The sequence below is a fragment of the Actinoplanes philippinensis genome, assembly GCF_900113015.1.
Classification (GTDB): domain Bacteria; phylum Actinomycetota; class Actinomycetes; order Mycobacteriales; family Micromonosporaceae; genus Actinoplanes; species Actinoplanes philippinensis.
On the sequence record NZ_FONV01000003.1, the window covers coordinates 135,182 to 152,093 of the forward strand.

A 16,912-nucleotide genomic window follows, 5' to 3' on the forward strand; every position below is an offset into this window, starting at 1 on the left:
CGCGAAATGGCGTACCAAAGGACGGTCTTTTCTTTTCTTTGTGTTAAGTGCCTGTCCGGCGCCCGCGCGCGCTGCCTAGCATTTCGGCGGCCGATCGCACGTCATGTCAGGGAGCAACCGTGTCGTCCTCCGCATTTCCCGAGCCGCCGCCGTCGCCCGGCCGTCACGCCCGCCGCCCGCGGGGCGCCGCCGTGGCCGCCGCCGGTGTGGCCGTCGCCGTGATCGCCGGGGCGGCCGTGTGGATGACGCGGCCGGCCGCCGGAAAACAGGCATCCGAAACGGCCGCCGTCCGGTCGGAAACGGGCACGCCGGCGCCCGGGATCGCATCGTCCGTGTCCGCGCCGGCCTCGATTTCGGTATCGGCGTCACCTCCGGCAAAAGCCGCGACCACCGCCGCGACGAAAGCGCCGCAGGTGGTCGCCAAGGGCGGCTGGATCCCGGTCGACCAGGCCGTCTGGGGCAAGCAGCTCGCCGACTACCAGCGGACGAAGGCGGACCCGCCGGGCAACGCGGGCAACCTGCCGGAGTTCCGGGCCGACTGCAAGTACAGCCACCGCAAACCGGACGACCCGATCGTCGCGCCGGGGCTGCCGGGCGCCTCGCACATGCATTCGTTCGTCGGCAACAAGGCGGTCGACGCGCACACCACCGCCGGCGATCTGATGAAATTCACCGCCACCACCTGCAAACCGGTGGTCGACCATTCCGCCTACTGGGTGCCGACGCTCTACGAGGCGGCGTCCCGCACACCGGTCGAGACCACGGGATTCCGGGTCTACTACCGTTCGCTGCGGAGCAATTCGACGGGAGTCGTCCCCATTCCGAACGGGCTGCGCATGATCGCCGGTGACGCAAAGAAAAAGGTGCCGACGCCGCGGGGCGCGCAGGGCCAGTTCTACTGCGCTTTCTACGGGCCGGGTGACATCGACGGTTATGCGCGCAGCGAGAACGGGAACTGGCCGATCTGCGGTGAACCGGCGAGCCTGCATTTCATGCTGCAGTTCCCGGACTGCTGGGACGGCGAGAACCTGGACAGCCCGAACCACAAGGACCACGTGGCGTTCGGGACGAACGAGGGCTGCCCGGCCGCCCATCCGGTGCGGATCCCGGCGCTCACCTTCGACATCGCCTACGGTGCGAAGGGGTCGAAGGCCGGCTACTACCTGTCGTCCGACCCGGACGGGCGCAGCGCCTCGTCGATGCACGGCGACGCGTTCGTCATGTGGGACGCCGACGCCATGAACCAGCGGGTCCGCAACTGCATCGCTCAGCGCCGGACCTGCAACAACGACGGCTACGACCCGTTCTCCTACTGAACGCTCTCACGAGCCGGTGACCCGTACGCCGGTGAAGGTGGCGTCGGCGCCCCACGCCCGGACGGCGACGCCACCGCACTCCACCTCGGGCAGGTCGAAGGCGGCCAGTTCCCGGCCGTCGATGCTGACGGTCATGGCCGCCCCGACCGCGGAGACGACGACGTGGCGACGGGTCCGCAGGTCCGGGGCCGGGACCGGCGCGACGTCGACCGACCAGGCGCCGCCGGGCAGCTCCACCGGCCGCACCACCGGGCCGGGGCGGCTGCTGACGTCGGCGGTCTGCCACTCGTACTGGACGGAGTAGCCCTGGGGCTGGTCGCCGGGGAGGGTGCTGCGCGGGGCGACGGCGATGCCGTAGTTGTCGCCGGCCGGTTTCACCGCCACGTCGAACTCGACGGTGGCGGCGCAGTGCCGGGTCGGTGACCAGAAGCCCCACAGGTGCTTGAACCGGTCCACGCCGGAGGGCGGGCTGATCGACAGTGTCCCGGGCCCGGCGGTGGCGGCGAAGTCGGCCCACTGACGGCCGAAGACGGCGAAGCTGACGTCGTCACCCGGCCCAACGGAGGCCGGCCCCGCAGAAGCCGGCCCCACAGAAGCCGAGCCCGCTCCGGCTAAGGGCTGCCGCGGATCCGGACGATCCGGCCACAGCGTCCAGGCAGACGTGGCCAAGGCGGCGGTCAGCGCCGCAGCGGTCAGCCCCCGCCGGACGCGCCGCCGATGACGCGCGGGATGGGCAGGAACGGCGGGTGGGCTGGGGACGGCGGAAGGGCTGGGGACGGCGGAAGGGCTGGGGACGGTGGAAGGGCTGGGGACGGTGGAAGGGCTGGGGACGGTGGAGGGGGCCGCGACGGCAGGTCCCGGGGCCAGAGCCGCGATGATCCGCCGGCTCCAGGCGACCGGCCCGATCCGTGCGCGCACCACCGGATCCGGCGACAGGTAGGCGCTGATCAGCTCCCGCAGAGCCTCCCCCGCCTCCCCCGGCGCCTCCGCCCACGCCGTGGCCGCGAGCCGCCGGCCGGCCTCGGCGTGATGATCCGGATCCTCGGCGCTGGGCGGCGGCTCACCGACGAGCAGGTGGTACGCGACCGCGCCGAGCGAGTACAGGTCGGAGGCGGCGGCGCGTGGCCGTTGCGGCGCGGCGAGCACCTCGGGCGCCGCGTAGGGCGGGCTGCACAGTCCGCGACGGGTGGTGTCCGACCCGAGCCGGGTGATCGCGCCGGTGTCCACGAGCACCAGCCCGCGGTCCTCGGTGATCAGGCAGTTCCCGGGTTTGATGTCGCCGTGGACGATCGGGTTGTTGTCGGTGCGGGTGACCGAGTGCAGCATGTCGATCGCCTCGGCCAGGTCGCGGACCCAGCCGGCGCGCTCGGCGACGGAGACCGGCCGGGCGTTGACGACCGCGGCCGGCGGCGCCCCGTCGATCCATTCCATGACGAGGTACGGCGTCCGGAAGACCCGTGCCGGTGTGGACGCGGTGCCCGCGCCGCCGAGGAAGAGCTCGCGCACCTGGACCAGGTGCGGGTTGGCGGGCAGCCCGCGCAGCAGCGCCACCTGGTCGTCGAGGTGCGGCCAGGTCCCGTCGTGCGGCCAGGACCGGTCCGCGCCGACCGGGCACCGGTACTCCTTGACGGCGACCAGCCGGGTCGACGTGCGCCCGCGTCCGGCGTACCTGGCCCGGTAGACGGTCCCCTCGGCGCCTCCGCCGACGTGTTCGAGCCGCTCGTAGGTGGCCGGGTGGTGCTCGGGGCCGATCCACACCCCGTCCGCGGGAACCGGAGGCGGCACGTAGGCGGCCGGTGACGTCTCGTCCGAGGCGTCGGTGGTCGCCGGCGCCCCCTCAGGTGTCATCGGCGAACCGCTCCAGGTCGGTGTCGGTGACGTTCCCCGACCGGATCGCCCAGTGCGCGAGCCGTTCCACGCCGGTCAGGTCGGGGATGTCGTGCTCGTGGGTGAGCCAGGCCCGCAGCTCGTCGAGGTTGTTCCGGATGGTCTTGGCCCGGTAGGGGTGCCCGTGCGCGACCATCAGCTCCTCCATGGCGGCGTAGGACGGCACCTGGCCGCGCGGCCCGGACGAGGTCATCACCGGCAGGCAGAGCGCGGTGAGGAAGAACCGCTGCCGGGGCTTCATCGGGATCCGCTGGAACCCGGCGGTCGGCGCCGATCCGTCGGCCCCCGCCGGGCTGGTGCGGGCCGGGCCGAGCCCGCGCAGGTCGATGGTGATCCGGTACTCGGTGACGGCCCCGGTGAGGCTCAGGCGAACCAGTGGATGCGGGTGGGTGCCGGTGACCATCATCGGGAGGATCTCGTAGCCCGGGCCGGGGAACGTCGCCACGGTCAGCGTCCGCTTGTCGCTGAGATTGTGGATGAGCACCCCGTCGTCGCGGCATTCCAGCAGCCCGGCGGTACGGGGCACCCGCCGGTCCTCCGGGGAGTGACCGATGCGCAGGTCGTTGCCGGGGGCGCGGCCGAAGCGCAGCGACTGCCCGGCGACGAGGCGCCGGGTGAGGTCCCCCGAGCTGATCAGCGCCGCCGGGGTGGCGTCGTCGGAGGCGGTCACGGCCCGGATCGTCAGTAGCAGGAGTAGCCGGGGACGATCGTGCCGGCGCCAGGGTGATAGATCGCCGGGCGGACCGAGGACATCCGGTCGTTCCAGGTCGCGTTGAAGCTGACTCGCTGCCCCGCCTCGATCCGCAGCGGGGCGCTGCCACCGTAGCCGGGGTTCGCGAAGACGCAGACCGGCTTGGACGTGCGGTTGTACCAGGAGCTGGCCATGTCGTTCCAGGTGCCGTTGGCGCCGCTGTTGGTGGAGCTGCGACAGCCGCCGCACGGGTTGTTCTGCAGGTTGGCGTTGCTGCCGGCGCCGAGGTTGTACCGGGGGCCGGAGTAGTTGGAGTCCACCCAGAAGCAGAAGCTGCCGCTCGCACAGTCCAGGGCCGCGGCCGAGGCCGGCGACACCACGCCGAACACGCCGGCCAGCACCATGCCGAGGCTCACCAGAAGCGCCGTGATCGTTCTCCGCACCTGCATCCCGTTCCTTCCCCAGACGACGCGCGCAAGGTTAACGGGGTGGGCGTACCCCGCTGATGGCCTTTCCGGAGTGGAGAGATCAGACATTCGGCCAGGTCACAGCCCTGCCGACGGCTCTCGCCGGGTGGCCGGCGCCGGAAATAGTTCACTCGCCGGGATTAGCCGGAAAGGCGGAGAAGAGGGGGACCGGGGCACCCCTGCCCTGGAGAGAGTGCCCGCCGCGCGGCGAATCTGTTGTCGACGCACCGGCCCCACCCCCGGGGCCACCGTCACGAGCAGGAGGTTTCGCGATGACCCACACCACCCGGACCGGCAAGCGCACCCTCCGCGCCCGTCTCGCCGCCCTCGCCGTCCTCGGCGCCGTGGCGACCGGCGGCGCGGTGGCCGTCCCCACCCCGGCGCTCGCCGCGAGCACCTACGGACCGGTCACGATCAACTGCGGGATCGTCACGTGCAGCGCGTACCTGTCCCGGTCGGCGACCAAGGCGGCCTACCGCAAGCTCACCATCGGCGGCGGCGGGTTCGCGGCGGCCGCGGCGGTGGTCTGCGCGCCGCTGATGACGCCGCCGCTGACCCCGATCGGGGTGGCGTGCGGGGCGGTCGCCACGGTCCACGGGGCGTGGATCGCCCAGTCGATCACCGAGGCCGCGACCATGCACGGCTCGCGCGGCGCGTGCCTGAAGGTCACCTACACCCGGCCGGTCCGCGGGCTGTCGACGATCACCTACTGGTCGACGAACAACGGCACCTACTGCAAGAACTGATCACGGGCGGCGAGCATGGCGCAGAACAGGGCGCCCTGTTCGAGGGCGTCGTCGAGGGCCACGTGGCTGTGCGGGGAACCGCCGAACCAGGCTCGCGGCATGGTCCGCTTCACCGTCGACCGGAAGTCGGTGCCGAGCAGGGCCATCGCGTACGACTTCAGGTCCAGGGCCGAGTGGGAGAACGGGCTCGCGCCGGTGAAGCGGATCAGGTACCAGTACACGAACATGAAGTCGAAGGCCGCCGGGTAGCCGACGAAGACCGGGCGGCCGGGCAGGCTCTCCAGCCAGGTGCGGTAGGCGGGCATCGCGACCGCCGGGTCCTGCTGGCCGGCCCGGCACGCCGCCCACGCCCGCGGCTGGGTGGCCCACCAGGCCATCGTCTCCGGGTGGCCCTGCGCGCCGGGCAGCGTGGACAGGTTGGCGGTGAAGGTGCCGTGCAGGGTCTTGTCAGCGGTGAAGGCCGCCGACGCGAAGCTCAGCATCGAGTGCGGACCGGGGATCGGGCCGTCGGACTCGATGTCGGTGCTGATGTAGATCTCGGGTCGTGCCATCCCGGCACCTTAGGTGGCACGACCCGCGGCGTCGACCGGATTGTGCCGGCCGGCGAGGGAAGGCCTCGGCCCGGCGGTCGCGAGACGGCCGGGAGGGGCCGCCTCGCTCGCGGGGCCGCCAGGGCCGGGTGTGGTGCTCGTGGGGGCGGCGTGGCTCGTACCCCCTGAGGTCCAGCGCCGTGTGAAACGCACCAGCAACCGGCGGGCGGGCTCCTCGATGTATTGATGGGCGCCCTCGGCGATCAGCAGCAGCACCGCGAGGGTGATCAGCAGGGCGCCGTAGGGGGCCCAGCCGCCGCCGGTCCTGATCCGGTCGGCGGTGCCGAGGTCGAAGAGGATCCAGCGATGGGTGAGGTAGAGGGCGTAGCTGGCCAGGCCGAGGCGGACCATCACGGTGGTGGAGAGGATGCGGGCCATCCAGCCGCGGCCGGACGCCAGACTGATCATGACCAGCGCGAACGGCACGACGAAGAGCAGGCCGTAGGCGGCCGAGCTCCAGCCGGAGCCCATCGGGCGGAAGGCGGCCAGGCCGAAGACGTAGCTGAAGACGAAGGCCTGGATGGCCTGGTGACGGCCGGTCGACCAGCGTCCGGTGTACGGGATGAGGAAGGCGACCGCCATGCCGACGACGAACATCGGCAGGTGGCAGAGCGGGTTGCGGTAGAGCCAGCGGTGCGCGGACGCCGGGTTGTCGGCCTTGAAGGAGGAGTGGCCGGTCAGGTGGAAGGCGGCCCAGAGGGTGAGGATCACCGCTGTCATCGCGAGGATCAGCAGGATCAGACCGCGGGCGCCGGAGCGGCGGGCCAGGCTGGCGACGAGCGGGACGAGGAACGGGAACAGCGCGTAGAAGAACAGCTCGACGCCGATCGACCAGCCGGGGCTGTTGTAGTAGCCCATCGCCACCTTGAGGTCGCCGCTCCAGGTCTGCACGGCGAGCAGGTTCTGCAGCAGGGCCCAGCCGTGGTTGGGCCGGCCGTAGGCCCAGAGGTAGACGGCACAGTAGGCGATCACCGCCCAGTAGAGCGGCATGACCCGGGCGATCCGGGCGATGTAGAACCGGATCGTGCAACGGCCCTCCCAGCCCCGCAGATCGGGGTAGTTGTAGGCGAGCACCACCCCGGAGAGCATGAAGAACATCGGGACCCCGATGTGGCCCCAGCTCGCGATCCGGCCGAGGTGCTCGGGCAGGCTCGCCGGCACTCCGCTGTGCGAGACGACGACACCGATCGCGGCGACCGCCCGCAGGCCGGTGAGGGCGGTGAGCACGGGCCTGTTCTGTTCTGCCACTTACCTGTGTCCCCCATGTGCGTGATGCCGACTCGGCATTGCAGCAGCGGCCGGCGAACGCAAAGTGTCGGGACAGGAAATGCACAGCGAAAAGCGCCGCCCGGCGGGGGACCGGGCGGCGCTTCTCATCCGGGGGGGAGGTCAGCCGAGCTTCACCTGGAAGATCGGGTTGGCGGCCAGCTTCTTGAACGCGGCCAGGCTCGCCGGGGTGCTGTCGATGCTGATGTCGCGGTCGCCCTGGTCGTCCTTCTTGGTGTCGAAGTGCACGATCGCCTTGATGGCCGGGCGCTTGCGCAGCTCGGGGACGACGCTGTCGTAGACGGCCGACTTGTCGGTCTTCTTGCCGACGCGGTGGTAGGCGCCCCACTCGGCGACCATGATCGGCTTGGTCGGGTGCTTGCTGGTCGCCCAGTCGTAGAAGCCGAGGCCGCCGCCCTTGGGCTTACGGTCGAGCAGGTCGGCGAACGTGCCGTAGTGGTAGTAGCCCTTCTCGACCGAGACGTACGAGTCCAGGCCGATCCAGTCGACGACCTCGTCGCCGGGGTAGAGGTCCTTCCACCACGACTGGGCCATCCACTTCTCGTTGCCCATGTAGGCGAGCACGTTGACCACGTTGGTCACGCCCTGCGAGCGCAGCCGCTGGATGGTGTGCCGGTACATGGCGGCGAAGTCCTTGGCCTCCCAGCCGGAGCCCTTCTTGGCCTTGACGTCGTTCTCCGGCTCGTGGTTGAGGACCAGGAAGAACGTCTTGCCGTACGCCTTGGCGCGTGCCGCGAAGGCGTCGATGCGCCGGTTCTGCTCACCCTTGGCGACCTTGGCCCACGACGAGCCGTAGGCGATCTTCCAGTTCAGCAGCAGGGCACGCGGGTTGTCCGCGTCGTTGGTCATCGCGATCTCGGCCTTGGTCGGGAAGGCCTCGTCGCCCTTGTGGTACTGGTGGAACAGGCTGGCGGTCCGGCCGCTGGCCTTCTCCCAGGCCTTCAGCGCCTGGTCACGCGGGGCGCTGGTGAACCCACCGGCCGCGCCGCCCCAGAGGACGCCGCAGGACGGGACGAGCTTCGCGTCGGTGACGCATGCCGCAGGGGCGGCGGTGGCGGCGGTGCTCGGGGCCAGGGCGGCTCCCGCACCGGCGAGAACGGCGGTCAGAGCTGTCAGGAACTTCGGCAGCTTGGCCAGGCGCATTCAGTGACTCCCCCAGTTTGTCCGGCTCGTTGTCGGCCGGGCATGGGAAAGAGATTCCAGGCCGGCGGGTGCGGGTCGAGTGCCCGTGCCGGTGCCGGCCGGTTGCGGTGAAACGAGCCCCGATCGGGCGGATCCGCTTGCACGGACAGCCGGTGGCCGGTAGCCAGAAGAAATGAACTTGATCATCGACGGCCACAACGACCTGCCGATGCGCCTGCGGGAGTGGCAGGGCTCGGCGGTTCCGGACCTGGTCGGGGTCCCGGGGCTGCACACCGACCTGCCCCGGCTGCGCAAGGGCGGCGTGGGCGGGCAGTTCTGGTCGGTCTACGTGCCGTCGGACCTGCCCGAGCCGGTGGCCGTGACCAGCACGCTGGAGCAGATCGACCTGGTGCACCGGCTGGTCGCCGCGCACCCCGAGGACCTGGCGATGGCCTACACGTCGGCGGACGTGGAACGGGCGATGGCGAGCGGGCGGATCGCGTCGCTGATCGGCGTGGAGGGCGGGCACTGCCTCGCGAGCTCGCTGGGGGTGCTGCGGTGCCTGGCGCGGCTCGGTGTCCGTTATGTCACGCTCACCCATAATCACCACACCGGGTGGGCGGATTCGGCGACGCAGGACGCGGCACACGGTGGCCTGACGGCCGAGGGGCTGGTGATCGTACGGGAGATGCAGCGCCTGGGCGTGCTGGCAGACCTCTCGCACGTCTCCGCCGCGACCATGCACGCCGCCCTGGACGAGGCCGCCGCCCCGGTGATCTTCAGCCACTCCGGCGCCCGGGCGGTGACCGACCACCCGCGCAACGTGCCCGACGACGTGCTGTCCCGGCTGCCCGGCAACGGCGGAGTGATCCAGTTGACGTTCGTGTCGTTCTTCGTGTCGGCGCAGGTCCGCGACTGGATACAGGCGGCCGACGACGAGTGGGAGCGGCTGGGCCTGCCCCCGTACGGCGAGGACTGGCCGCGCGCGCCGCGTCCCGGCGAGGAACCGTCGCGGGTGCCGGTGGCGGTCCCGCACGACTGGGCGGCCGAGCCGGCGTTCGCCCCGTGGCTGGCGGCGCACCCGAAGCCGTCGGCGACGGTGGCCCAGGTCGCCGACCACGTGGACTACGCCCGCGAGGTGGCCGGCGTCGACCACGTGGGCATCGGCGGCGACTTCGACGGCACGCCCGAGGTGCCCGACGGGCTGGCCGACGTGTCCGCCTACCCCCGGCTGCTGGCCGAGCTGCGCGAGCGCGGGTGGTCATCGGACGACCTGGAGAAACTCGCCAACCGCAACATCCTGCGCGTGCTGCGCGACGCCGAGGAGCACGCCGAGGAGCCACTCTGGCCCCGCTGACCCCGGATGACGAAGGCCCCGGCGGCGGATCGACCGCGCCGGGGCCTCAACTGTCGGCTCAGGTCACCACTTCTCGAAGATGTACAGGCGGTAGCCGGGCGAGTCACGCTCGCACATCCAGTCGGTGTAGCTGTCGGTCTTGCTCCGGTTGACTTCCTTCTTGCCGTCGGCGTCACAGCTGGACTTGTACTGGTACCAGCCGAGGTCGATCCACCGGCCCGGAGCGGCCTGCGCCGGCGCGGCGAACCCGAGAATGCCACCCGCCACAGCGGTGGCCGCGATCACGCCGGCAAGGCGCACACGAATCCTGCTCATCGTTCTCTCCCCGTGAATCAGATCGATGGCTTTCAAGATCCCGGGAACCGTAGCACTCCCCCGGGCCGCGCGCTGCCCCATCATGCCGGGCAGGGTCACCGGCTGAGATGTATCGACAAACGTCACTTTCTTGTAACTTCGGCCCCGGGCACCAGCCCGTTCCCCCGAAGGCACGAAGGGACGTTGACATGCGCCTTCCCGCCCGGATCCTCCTGGCCACCGCCGTCGCGGCGGCCGGCCTGTTCGCGCCGGCCGCCGCCCTGGCCGCCCCGCCGGACCCCGGCCCCGCCACCCAGGTCGTCGGCGGCGAGCCGGCCACCGAGAACTACTCGTTCATGGTGTACGTGTCCGGCTGCACCGGCTCGCTGATCAAGGCCAACTGGGCGGTCACCGCCGCCCACTGCCCCACCCCCAGCACGGTACGGGTGGGCAGCGTCAACAGGTCGAGCGGCGGAGTCGTCGTCGCGGTGCGCCGCGCCGTCACCCACCCGCGGATCGACGTCAAGCTCCTGGAGCTGGCCACCTCGGTGACCTACGCCCCGGCGCCGATCCCGACCACCTCCGGCGCGGTCGGCACCGCGACCCGGATCATCGGGTGGGGCCAGACCTGCCCGACCCGGGGCTGCGGCTCCACCCCGACGGTCGCCAACCAGCTGAACACGTCGATCGTCGCGGACAGCCGCTGCTCCGGCATCGACGCCGCCTACGAGATCTGCACCAACAACACCAACGGCAACGCCGGCGCCTGCTACGGCGACTCCGGCGGCCCGCAGGTCCGGCAGGTCAGCGGCCGGTGGGCACTGATCGGCGTCACCAGCCGGGCCGGCAACAACAGCTCCACCTGCGCCACCGCCCCGTCGATCTACGGTGACCTGCCGTCGATCCGCGCCTGGGTGAACACCCAGGTGGGCGGCCTTCCGGCCTGATGCCGGGGCGGGGCGGGCGGCGTGGCTCCACGCCGCCCGCCCGGCTCAGTACCGGAACGCGGCGACGAGCTCCCGCAGATCACCGGAGGCACGGGTCAGGTCGTGGGCGGTGACCCGGGTCCGTTCCGCCCCGTCCGTGGTGTCCTGGGCGGTCCGCGCGACCGAGTGGATGCCGGCGGCGATCTCACTCGACCCGGTGGCGGTCTCGCTCACGTTGCGGCTCATCTCCGCGGTGGTCGCGGTCTGCTCCTCGATGGCCGACGCGATCGTCGTCTGCGTGGCGCTGATCTCGTTGACCACCTCGGTGATCCGGCCGATGGCGGCGACCGCGGCGGCGCTTCCGGCCCGGATGGCCCCGATCTGCTCGGCGATGTGCTCGGTGGCCGAGGTGGTCTGCTCGGCGAGGTTCCTCACCTCACCGGCAACGACCGCGAAGCCCTTGCCGCCGTCACCGGCCCGGGCCGCCTCGATGGTCGCGTTGAGAGCCAGCAGGTTGGTCTGCTTCGCGATCGCCGTGATCAGGTCGAGGATCGACTGGATCTCCTCCGAGGAGGCGCCGAGCTGCGTCATCGTCCGGGCGGCCTCATCGGCGGCCTCGACACCGTTCCCGGCGATCTGCGAGGCACGCGCGGCGCTGCGGGCGATCTCGGCGATGGAGGCGCTCATCTCCTCGGCCGACACCGCCATGGTGGAGACGATCGCCGACACCTCCTCGGCGCCACCGGTGACGAGCCCGGCCTGCGTGCTGGTGCCGCTCGCGCCGTCGGCCAGCGTGGCGCTGATCGTGCTCAGCTCGCCGGCCGCCCGCGCCACCCGGTCCGCCTCACCGGCGACCCGGGCGACGAGGTCCTGCATCCGGTCGGCGAACCGGTTGAAGCTGCGGGCGGCCTGCCCCACCTCGTCGGGCGCCCTGTCGGCGATCCGCTGGGTGAGGTCGCCATCGCCGTCGGCGATCTCGGCGAGCCGGTGGTTGAGATTGCTCAGCGGCCTGGTGATCGACCGCACCAGCAGAACCGCCAGTGCCGCGCCCATCAGGACCACGCCGGCGCCCGCGACCAGCAGCAGCTTCTCCGCCCGCGACGAGGCGGCATCCGAGGCGGTGATCGCCGCACGGGCCTGCTCGTCGATCGACCGGACGAACTCGTCGATCAGCGTGGCGATCTCGTTGAAGACGGCGATCTCGTCGACTGCGACGAGCTTCTCGGCACTGCTGATCCGCGCGGGGTCCCCGCTACGATAGTCGGCGACGATCTCCTCGTCCAGCTTCATGAACTTCCCGAAAGTGGCGAGCGCCCGGTCGACGGCGCCACGGTCGGCCGCGTTCAACTCGGCACGCTGCAGCTCGGCCAGCTCGCTGCGGAACGCGGCCACCGAGGCCAGGAAGGCGGCCCGGCCGTCCGCGGTGTCGTCGGCCGCGCCCCGCACGCCCCGGGAGACGTCGAACGCGTACGCCGTCTGCCAGCCGTTGAAGTCCGCCGACCGGAACTTGACCTGCATCGCCAGCCGGGTGGTGGTGCGCAGCCTCTGCACGGTCGCGGTGGCCGCCCGCTGGGTGGACAGCGCGGTGAAACCGACGGTGACCATCGCGACGATCATGGCCAGCAGCAGGCTCACACTGCCTGCCAGGCGGGCCGCGATCCGGATCTTCCGAAAGCTGGACATGGCGCTCCTACTGCTCGACGGGGGCGTCGGCGACTGCACCGGCACCCTGTCGTCGACCTGCGCGGACGCACTGTTAGCGGAAACATTCGAGCGGTTGGGGTGCAGAACGGTTGGCCTCGCGGGCGCGGGCTCAGCTCCCGGTCGCGACCGTGCCGGACGGCGATCACGCCCGGCATCGGCGACACCTCGTCGGCCGGCGCCGGACCCGCGCAGCCGTTCGGTCGCGGCGGCCCCATTCAAAGATGACCTGATCATGGGGTCAACGGTGTTCGCCTTTGGCTGTTTGTGAACGAGTGGGATCGAACGATCGCGTGAGCGTTCACATCATTACCAAGGTGTTGCCAGACACGTTCCCCGCGTGGAAGGACGAGACCTTGAGACCCACCCTCCTCCGTGCCGTCATCGGCGGCCTCACCGCGCTCGCGCTGATCCCCGTCGGCGTCGTCACCGGCGCCGCCCCGGCCGCCGCTGTCACCAACCAGTTCCGCGGCATGAACTGGGCCGTGCTGGGCGACAACTTCAGCACCGGCCCGCTCGTCGTGCAGGGCCTGAGCCAGTCGGACAGCAACGCCACCGTACGTGCCAAGGCCAACGCCCTCTACGACGACATGGCGGCGATCGGCGTCAACACGGTCCGGCTGCCGATCAACACGCACACCGTCGGGACGACCTGGTGGAACGCCTACCGGGGCGCGATCGACGCGGCCACCGCCCGCGGTTTCAAGGTCATCCTCGCCTACTGGGAGGACGGCGCCGCGTCCGGCGGCCGGATCACCAACATCGCCGCGTGGAACACCATGTGGTCCAACGTCACCTACCTGTACGGCGCCAACACCAACGTCTACTTCGAGCCGATGAACGAGCCGCACGGCTACACCTCGGCGGAGTGGCGCACCGTCGCGGCGAACTGGATGAGCTACCACTACTCGGCGGTACCCAGCCGGACCCTGATCGGCGGCACCGGCTACAGCCAGGACCTGCGCGACATCTGCAACGACAGCCGGTTCAACGGCACGCTGCTGTCGTTCCACCACTACGCGTTCTTCTACGGCGCCATGACGTACGACGCGTTCCGTACCCACGTGCAGACCCGCCTCGGCAACTGCGCCTCCCGAGCGGTCGTCACCGAGTACGGCGCACCGATGTCGACCGGCCTCAACTACGCCGACGCCGGCAGCACAGACAACTTCGTCCGGCACATCCGGGCCGTCACCCAGGTCATGCGGGACAACCAGATGGGCGGCGTCTACTGGCCGGCGCTCGGTGGCAAGCCCACCGGCACCTCCGGCTTCGACCACTACTCGATGTTCGCCTTCAGCGGCAGCGGCACCGACCTGAACCTCGCGGTCCGCAACCCTTCCGGCCGCGACCGCATCCGGTACGGCTGGGGCCTCTAGCCTGGACACATGATGCGCGACGAGTTGCTGCGGCTGCGGGCGGAGTTCACCGCCTCGGCCGCGGCGCTCGCGGCCGACCTGGAAGCGCTGTTCGAGGCGTCCCGGGATGTCAACGGCGACGACGAGCACGACCCGGAGGGCGCCACCGTCGGGTTCGAGCGCGCCCAGCTGACCGCGCTGCTGGCCACCGCCCGGCAGCGGGTCGCGGAGGTCGACGAGGCGCTGCGGCGGATAGACGCCGGCGTCCACGGCGTCTGCGAGGGGTGCGGGCGGGCGATCCCGCCGGAGCGGCTGGCGGCCCGGCCGTTCACCCGCAGCTGCGTGACCTGCGCCTGAGCGGTTTTGTCGTACCCCTGTGGCAGGGTCCTCAGGTGTGTACGAGGAATGGCCGTCGCCGCTGCCGCATGTCGTCGCGTGGCGCAGTGTCACGCCGCCGGGCCAGAGCCTGGCGAAACGGATCCTGCCCGACGGCTGCCTCGACCTGATCTGGCAGGACGGCACGGTCTTCGTCGCCGGGCCGGACACCACCGCCCAGCTCGGCCATCCCCCGCCGGGCAGCCGCTATGCCGCGCTACGGTTCGCCGCCGGCACCGGGCCGGGGGTGCTGGGTGTGCCCGCCTGCGAGCTGGTCGACCGGCAGGTGCCGCTGGAGGCGCTGTGGCCGGCCGCCGAGGTCCGCCCGCTCGCCGAGGCCGCCGACCCGATGGCCGCGCTCACCGCCGCCGCGCGCCGGCGCTGGGCCCGGCCGGATCCGATGATGATCGCCCTGGCCCGGGCCGCACGGGCCGGAGATCCGGTGGGCGCGGTCGCTGAGCGGTGCGGCCTCAGCCCACGGCAGCTGCAGAGGAGGAGCAACACCGCTTTCGGGTACGGTCCGAAGACCCTCCACCGCATCATGCGGCTCCAGCGGGCGGTCGCGCTGGCCCGGGGCGGGCAGCCGTTCGCGGCGGTGTCGGCCGAGGCGGGCTACGCCGACCAGGCCCACCTCTCGCGGGAGGTGCGGGCGATGGCCGGCGTGCCACTGAGCGACCTACTCCGATGAGGGCCCGGCCGGTGTCGTCGTCGCTGCTTCCCCGCCCGTTCCGCCGTCCCCTTCCGGCCTTTGTTACGGCTTTTGTTCCGGCTCGCCCTCCGGTCCCTCCTCCGGCTCGCCCTCCGGCTCCTCCTCCGGCTTCGCCCAGGCGAAGAGGTCCACCACGTTGCCGTCGGGGTCCCGCACCTGCGCGTATCGCTGACCCCACGGGGCGTCCCAGGGCGCGTTGACCGACGGGTGGCCGGCGGCGACCAGGCCGGCGTGCACGCTGTCGACCTCGGCCGGGCCAGCGCAGAGGAAGGCCCAGCCGCCCGACGGCGGCCCCGGCTCGTACCCCGGGTCGAAGGTCCGCAAGGCGGCGTGGGTGTCCCACATGAGCCGGATCCCTCCGGCGACGACCGCCTCGGTGTGCGGCTCCCGCTCGGCGCCGGGCGGAAACTCCAGGCCCAGCCGGCGGTAGAAGGACAGGGAGGCGGCCATGTCGGCCACCGCGATACCGATCGCGTTGAAGGTGGGTGCCATGGGTCCGACGCTACGAGAGACACCGGGGCCCGGTCTTGAACGAATCAGACATCGGCGTCGTGGGCGGTGCGGGCCGCGCTCACCGGCTCCTTCAGACGTCGGCGCCGCAGGCCACGCGGGCCGCGCTCACCGGCTCCTTCAGACGTCGGCGCCGCAGGCCACGCGGGCCGCGCTCACCGGCTCCTTCAGACGTCGGCGCCGCAGGCCACGCGGGCCGCGCTCACCGGCTCCTTCAGACGTCGGCGCCGCAGGCCACGCGGGCCGCGCTCACCGGCTCCTTCAGACGTCGGCGCCGCAGGCCACGCGGGCCGCGCTCACCGGCTCCTTCAGACGTCGGCGTCGTAGGCCGTGCGGGCCGCGAGCACCGACTCCTGGTGCCGCACCGACCAGTGCAGCAGCTCGGTCAGCGGGCCGGCCAGCGCTCGGCCCGGGGCGGTCAGGTCGTACTCGACCTTCGGCGGCACGGTGGCGTGGACGGTCCGGGTGAGCAGGCCGTCGCGTTCCAGGCCGCGCAGCGTGTGCGTGAGCATCCGCTGGCTGATGCCCTCGGCGCCGCGCATCAACTCGGTGAACCGGCGGGGCCCCGGCAGCAGGAGCACCACGACGATCACCGTCCAACGGTCGCCGATCCGGTCGAGGGTGTCGCGCAGCGGGCACCGCTCCTTCATCGCCGGTGTCACCGACATGCCGGCCGGCAGCAGTAGTGCGAGGTCCAATGGTTACTCCCGTGTGCCTGGGGCAGGAAATAGTGCGTTCTTCCGGGTGGGCGGATGCTCGCCGACGATGGGCGGCGTGAGCAAACGAATTGCGGTCACCGGCGCGGCCGGGGCACTCGGGTCGGCCGTGGTGCGCCGGCTGCGCGACCGGGCCGACGTCATCGCGGTGACCAGGCGGCCGGACGCCGTAGCGCCGGGGGTGGAAGTTCGCCGTGCCGACTTCGACGACATCGGCCCGGCCGCGTTCGCCGGGGCCGACGCCGTCCTGGTGGTCAGCACCGATCATCGGGACAACGGCCACCGGGCGGCGCAGCACGCGGCGGCTCTCACGGCGGCCGCCGCAGCCGGGGCAGGGCATCTCGTGTACACGTCGCTGGTCGGCTGTGACGGGCCGCCCGACCTGCTCAACGCGGCCCACCGGGAGACCGAGGCGGCGCTGCGCACGGCCGGGCCGCCGTGGACGGCGCTGCGGAACAACCTGTACCTGGAGGGGCTGGACGGTCTGCGGGCCGCCGCGGCAGCGACCGGCCGGCACGTCAGCAACGCGGGCGCCGGCGCGGTGTCCTATGTGAGCCGGTCACGGTGCGCGGAGATCGCGGCCGAGACGCTGCTCGGCCCGGCACGCGGCGTCGTCGAGGTGCACGGCCCGCGGCCCCTGGACACCGCGGCGGTGGCGGCCCTGCTCAGCGCCCGCCTCTCCGGTCCGGTCGAGCCGGTCCTTCTCGACGACGAACGGTACGCCGATCACCTGCTGTCGACGGGCACCCCACCGGCGCTGGCGGCCGCGCTGGTCGCCCTCGGCCAGGCCGTCCGGGCCGGCGTCTACACCGGCCCACGGCGGCCTTCATGATCGGATAGCATCTCGGCTCGACCACGGA

19 protein-coding genes are annotated in these 16,912 nt (G+C 71.8%); 8 read left to right on the forward strand and 11 right to left on the reverse strand.

Annotation, left to right across the window (positions count from 1 at the left end; translation table 11 throughout):
- Positions 1-163: 163 nt before the first annotated feature.
- On the reverse strand, positions 164-424 hold the full coding sequence (locus tag BM290_RS48175) for a hypothetical protein (RefSeq protein ID WP_177319629.1): 261 nt from the start codon (positions 422-424) through the stop codon (positions 164-166).
- On the opposite strand from BM290_RS48175, the gene BM290_RS07505 reads away from it, so the two are divergent.
- Positions 414-1,316, forward strand: coding sequence for a DUF1996 domain-containing protein (locus BM290_RS07505; protein WP_177319630.1), 903 nt, complete (start codon positions 414-416; stop codon positions 1,314-1,316). The genes BM290_RS48175 and BM290_RS07505 overlap by 11 nt on opposite strands.
- Positions 1,317-1,322: 6 nt before the next feature.
- Here BM290_RS07505 and BM290_RS07510 read toward each other — a convergent pair whose 3' ends face one another.
- Genes BM290_RS07510 through BM290_RS07520 form a run of 3 tightly spaced genes read right to left on the reverse strand, consistent with a single transcriptional unit; the run spans position 1,323 to position 4,337 of the window.
- Entirely contained in the window at positions 1,323-3,164 is a 1,842-nt protein-coding gene (locus BM290_RS07510; protein ID WP_093611431.1) for a protein kinase domain-containing protein, read from the reverse strand.
- On the reverse strand, positions 3,154-3,873 hold the full coding sequence (locus BM290_RS07515; protein ID WP_093611433.1) for a hypothetical protein: 720 nt from the start codon (positions 3,871-3,873) through the stop codon (positions 3,154-3,156). The genes BM290_RS07510 and BM290_RS07515 overlap by 11 nt, the downstream gene beginning before the upstream one ends.
- An 11-nt stretch (positions 3,874-3,884) precedes the next feature.
- The gene (locus BM290_RS07520; RefSeq protein ID WP_218163282.1) at positions 3,885-4,337 is read right to left on the reverse strand and encodes a peptidase inhibitor family I36 protein; all 453 of its coding nucleotides are present in this window, start codon (positions 4,335-4,337) and stop codon (positions 3,885-3,887) included.
- 296 nt (positions 4,338-4,633) lie between these two features.
- Between BM290_RS07520 and BM290_RS07525 the strand changes: the two genes are divergently transcribed.
- On the forward strand, positions 4,634-5,107 hold the full coding sequence (locus tag BM290_RS07525; RefSeq protein WP_093611437.1) for a hypothetical protein: 474 nt from the start codon (positions 4,634-4,636) through the stop codon (positions 5,105-5,107).
- On the opposite strand, the gene BM290_RS07530 is transcribed toward BM290_RS07525, so the two are convergent.
- The 3 genes from BM290_RS07530 to BM290_RS07540 form a co-directional block, all read right to left on the reverse strand.
- Entirely contained in the window at positions 5,092-5,658 is a 567-nt protein-coding gene (locus tag BM290_RS07530) for a 3'-5' exonuclease family protein (RefSeq protein ID WP_093611439.1), read from the reverse strand. The genes BM290_RS07525 and BM290_RS07530 overlap by 16 nt on opposite strands.
- Before the next feature lie 9 nt (positions 5,659-5,667).
- Complete coding sequence (locus BM290_RS07535; RefSeq protein ID WP_177319632.1) at positions 5,668-6,924, reverse strand: acyltransferase family protein; 1,257 nt, start codon at positions 6,922-6,924, stop codon at positions 5,668-5,670.
- A gap of 162 nt (positions 6,925-7,086) precedes the next feature.
- Positions 7,087-8,127 carry a glycoside hydrolase family 26 protein gene (locus BM290_RS07540; RefSeq protein ID WP_093611443.1) on the reverse strand — a complete coding sequence of 347 codons (1,041 nt, stop codon included), beginning with the start codon at positions 8,125-8,127 and terminating at the stop codon, positions 7,087-7,089.
- Between the two features lie 172 nt (positions 8,128-8,299).
- On the opposite strand from BM290_RS07540, the gene BM290_RS07545 reads away from it, so the two are divergent.
- Complete coding sequence (locus tag BM290_RS07545; RefSeq protein WP_093611445.1) at positions 8,300-9,463, forward strand: dipeptidase; 1,164 nt, start codon at positions 8,300-8,302, stop codon at positions 9,461-9,463.
- A 63-nt stretch (positions 9,464-9,526) separates the two neighbouring features.
- On the opposite strand, the gene BM290_RS07550 is transcribed toward BM290_RS07545, so the two are convergent.
- Positions 9,527-9,778, reverse strand: a complete 252-nt coding sequence (locus BM290_RS07550) for a hypothetical protein (RefSeq protein ID WP_143133654.1) — start codon at positions 9,776-9,778, stop codon at positions 9,527-9,529.
- A gap of 188 nt (positions 9,779-9,966) precedes the next feature.
- On the opposite strand from BM290_RS07550, the gene BM290_RS07555 reads away from it, so the two are divergent.
- Positions 9,967-10,704, forward strand: coding sequence for a S1 family peptidase (locus BM290_RS07555; protein WP_093611449.1), 738 nt, complete (start codon positions 9,967-9,969; stop codon positions 10,702-10,704).
- Positions 10,705-10,749: 45 nt separating this feature from the next.
- Here BM290_RS07555 and BM290_RS07560 read toward each other — a convergent pair whose 3' ends face one another.
- Entirely contained in the window at positions 10,750-12,366 is a 1,617-nt protein-coding gene (locus tag BM290_RS07560) for a methyl-accepting chemotaxis protein (RefSeq protein ID WP_093611451.1), read from the reverse strand.
- Between the two features lie 374 nt (positions 12,367-12,740).
- On the opposite strand from BM290_RS07560, the gene BM290_RS07565 reads away from it, so the two are divergent.
- From BM290_RS07565 to BM290_RS07575, 3 genes are read left to right on the forward strand one after another with little or no spacing between them, the layout of a single operon-like run.
- Positions 12,741-13,763 carry a glycoside hydrolase family 5 protein gene (locus tag BM290_RS07565; protein WP_239143254.1) on the forward strand — a complete coding sequence of 341 codons (1,023 nt, stop codon included), beginning with the start codon at positions 12,741-12,743 and terminating at the stop codon, positions 13,761-13,763.
- 9 nt (positions 13,764-13,772) lie between these two features.
- The gene (locus BM290_RS07570; protein ID WP_093611453.1) at positions 13,773-14,099 is read left to right on the forward strand and encodes a TraR/DksA family transcriptional regulator; all 327 of its coding nucleotides are present in this window, start codon (positions 13,773-13,775) and stop codon (positions 14,097-14,099) included.
- Between the two features lie 37 nt (positions 14,100-14,136).
- The gene (locus tag BM290_RS07575; RefSeq protein ID WP_093611455.1) at positions 14,137-14,805 is read left to right on the forward strand and encodes a helix-turn-helix domain-containing protein; all 669 of its coding nucleotides are present in this window, start codon (positions 14,137-14,139) and stop codon (positions 14,803-14,805) included.
- Positions 14,806-14,868: 63 nt separating this feature from the next.
- On the opposite strand, the gene BM290_RS07580 is transcribed toward BM290_RS07575, so the two are convergent.
- Together BM290_RS07580 and BM290_RS07585 are read right to left on the reverse strand one after the other, a co-directional pair.
- Positions 14,869-15,318, reverse strand: coding sequence for a VOC family protein (locus BM290_RS07580; RefSeq protein ID WP_093611457.1), 450 nt, complete (start codon positions 15,316-15,318; stop codon positions 14,869-14,871).
- A 326-nt stretch (positions 15,319-15,644) separates the two neighbouring features.
- Positions 15,645-16,034: a winged helix-turn-helix transcriptional regulator gene (locus tag BM290_RS07585; protein WP_342352037.1), complete on the reverse strand. Its 390-nt coding sequence runs from the start codon at positions 16,032-16,034 to the stop codon at positions 15,645-15,647.
- A 76-nt stretch (positions 16,035-16,110) separates the two neighbouring features.
- Between BM290_RS07585 and BM290_RS07590 the strand changes: the two genes are divergently transcribed.
- Positions 16,111-16,884: an NAD(P)H-binding protein gene (locus tag BM290_RS07590; protein ID WP_177319633.1), complete on the forward strand. Its 774-nt coding sequence runs from the start codon at positions 16,111-16,113 to the stop codon at positions 16,882-16,884.
- Positions 16,885-16,912: the final 28 nt, after the last annotated feature.

Bases quoted from the DNA above. Each gene is read 5' to 3' on its own strand.
- BM290_RS07525 (WP_093611437.1), top strand. From the start codon at position 4,634: ATGACCCACACCACCCGGACCGGCAAGCGCACCCTCCGCGCCCGTCTC.
- BM290_RS07560 (WP_093611451.1), bottom strand. From the start codon at position 12,366: ATGTCCAGCTTTCGGAAGATCCGGATCGCGGCCCGCCTGGCAGGCAGT.
- BM290_RS07530 (WP_093611439.1), bottom strand. From the start codon at position 5,658: ATGGCACGACCCGAGATCTACATCAGCACCGACATCGAGTCCGACGGC.
- BM290_RS07540 (WP_093611443.1), bottom strand. From the start codon at position 8,127: ATGCGCCTGGCCAAGCTGCCGAAGTTCCTGACAGCTCTGACCGCCGTT.
- BM290_RS07555 (WP_093611449.1), top strand. From the start codon at position 9,967: ATGCGCCTTCCCGCCCGGATCCTCCTGGCCACCGCCGTCGCGGCGGCC.
- BM290_RS07580 (WP_093611457.1), bottom strand. From the start codon at position 15,318: ATGGCACCCACCTTCAACGCGATCGGTATCGCGGTGGCCGACATGGCC.
- BM290_RS07550 (WP_143133654.1), bottom strand. From the start codon at position 9,778: ATGAGCAGGATTCGTGTGCGCCTTGCCGGCGTGATCGCGGCCACCGCT.
- BM290_RS07510 (WP_093611431.1), bottom strand. From the start codon at position 3,164: ATGACACCTGAGGGGGCGCCGGCGACCACCGACGCCTCGGACGAGACG.
- BM290_RS07570 (WP_093611453.1), top strand. From the start codon at position 13,773: ATGATGCGCGACGAGTTGCTGCGGCTGCGGGCGGAGTTCACCGCCTCG.
- BM290_RS07545 (WP_093611445.1), top strand. From the start codon at position 8,300: ATGAACTTGATCATCGACGGCCACAACGACCTGCCGATGCGCCTGCGG.